The organism is Neisseria sp. P0022.S010, assembly GCF_051956635.1.
Genome location: NZ_JBQCXF010000446.1, coordinates 1 through 2,453 on the forward strand (window position 1 = coordinate 1; position 2,453 = coordinate 2,453).

2 protein-coding genes are annotated in these 2,453 nt (G+C 52.3%); both read left to right on the forward strand.

What is annotated here, in order from left to right; translation table 11 throughout:
- Positions 1 to 65: 65 nt before the first annotated feature.
- Positions 66 to 932, forward strand: a complete 867-nt coding sequence (locus ACTHUT_RS17980; protein ID WP_250590818.1) for a hypothetical protein — start codon at positions 66 to 68, stop codon at positions 930 to 932.
- A 121-nt stretch (positions 933 to 1,053) separates the two neighbouring features.
- The coding region (locus ACTHUT_RS17985) for a M3 family metallopeptidase (protein ID WP_440419279.1) at positions 1,054 to 2,453 on the forward strand (1,400 nt) is incomplete at its 3' end.

Below are 2,453 nucleotides of genomic sequence, written 5' to 3' on the forward strand. Positions count from 1 at the left end.
GTTTATATATATACTATCAAATCCCTTACAATACCCAAATTCACAATCAACAATAAGGAAAACTCATGTTGCCCGAATCAGCCCTTGCCGAAATGTACCCTGTAATCATGACCCCCAGCCATGACGGCAAATATTTCCACAACTACACCCTCTCACTTCTGAACATCGTCCACACCAACGCCTCGCACGGCCTGCCGCTTCAAGTAATGATGCAACGCGGCGAAAGCCTGATTACGCGCGCGCGCAACAACTGCGTGGCCAGATTTTTGGAAAACAAAGAATGGACGCATTTATTCTGGATTGACTCCGATATCGGCTTCTCTCCCGATTCATTCTACCGCCTGCTTTTGGCAGACAAAGACGTTGTAGCAGGCATTTATCCGCTCAAACGCGAAAATTGGCCTGAAGAAGGTGTTCCGGCCGGCACGACCCAAGCCGACTTCGAGCGCATGTACACTTCTTATACCGTCAACACCAGCGAAAAAAATGAAAACGGTGAAATCGTACTGAAAGTCGATGAAGACGGTTTTATGAAAGTTCATGATGCGCCAACCGGCTTTATGGTTATCAAGCGCAGCGTATTTGAAAAAATGATGGCAGCCTACCCCGAGTTGAACTACATCTCCGACAGTGACTACAACAGAGAAGACAAAGGCCTGCATTACCGATTCTTCGACTGCATGGTTGATCCGGAAAGCAAACGCTATCTGTCCGAAGACTACACCTTCTGCCACCTCTGGCGTCAAATCGGCGGCGACGTATACGTCGACGTACAATCTAACCTGACCCATCAAGGCGCAAAAGTGTATCGCGGCTCGTTTGCCGAATCCCTGCAAACCAATATTGCCAATGCCGTATTTGCCCCGAAAGGCACGCCGATGCGCCTCGAACTGGCTGCACCGTTGCACGCCAATCCGCGCGGCGCAGAATAAGATTGGCCGACAGGCAGGCGGGACACTTTAATTCTGCCTGTCTGCCACCATATAACGCCTATCGTTTTCTTTTCAGACGGCCACAAGGCCGTCTGAATCCATCTTATTCAGGAGAAACCATATGAGCGACAACGTCCTGCTCCACTTGGGCGAAGAACCCCGTTTCGACCAAATTAAAACCGAAGACATCAAACCCGCCCTGCAAACCACCATCGCCGAAGCGCGCGAACAAATCGCCGCCATCAAAGCGCAAACGCATACCGACTGGGCCAACACCGTCGAAAAACTGACCGATATTACCGAACGCGTCGGCCGCATTTGGAGCGTGGTTTCCCATCTCAACTCCGTGGTCGATACGCCCGAGCTGCGTGCCGTATACAACGAATTGATGCCTGAAATCACCATTTTCTTCACCGAAATCGGTCAAGACATCGAGTTGTACAACCGCTTCAAAATCATCAAAAATTCTGCCGAATTCAACACCCTCTCCCAAGCGCAGCAAACCAAGCTCAACCACGACTTGCGCGACTTCGTCCTCAGCGGTGCCGAATTACCGCCCGAACAGCAGGCAGAATTAGCGCAACTGCAAACCGAAGGCGCGCAACTGGGTGCCAAATTCGCACAAAACGTCCAAGACGCGACCGACGCTTTCGGCATTTACTTTGACGATGCCGCGCCGCTTGCCGGCATTCCCGAAGACTCCATCGCCATGTTTGCCGCCGCCGCGCAAAGCGAAGGCAAAACAGGCTACAAAATCGGCCTGCAGATTCCACACTACCTCGCCGTTATCCAATACGCCGACAACCGTGAACTGCGCGAACAAATCTACCGCGCCTACGTTACCCGTGCCAGCGAATTGGCTGACGAAGGCAAATTCGACAACACGGCCAACGTCGAACAAACGCTTGCAAACGCGCTGAAAACCGCCAAACTGCTCGGCTTCAAAAACTACGCCGAGCTGTCGCTGGCCACCAAAATGGCGGATACACCCGAACAGGTTCTGAATTTCCTGCACGACCTTGCCCGTCGCGCCAAACCGTTTGCCGAAAAAGACTTTGCCGAAATCAAAGCCTTTGCACGCGAGAGCCTGAATATCGAAGATCCGCAATCTTGGGATTTGAGCTACGCCGCCGAAAAACTGCGCCAAGTCAAATACGCCTTCAGTGAAACCGAAGTGAAAAAATACTTCCCTATCAGCAAAGTATTGGCAGGCCTGTTTGCCCAAATCAAAAAACTCTACGGCATCGAGCTGGCTGAAAAAACAGTCCCCGTTTGGCACAAAGACGTGCGCTATTTTGAGCTGAAACAAGACGGCCAAACCATCGGCGGCGTTTACATGGACTTATACGCACGCGAAGGCAAACGCGGCGGCGCATGGATGGACGGCTACAAAGGCCGCCGCCGTTTCGCCGACGGTACGCTGCAACTGCCGACCGCCTACCTCGTCTGCAACTTCACCCCGCCGGTTGGCGACAAAGAAGCGCGTTTGAGCCACGACGAAATCATCACCCTCTTCCACGA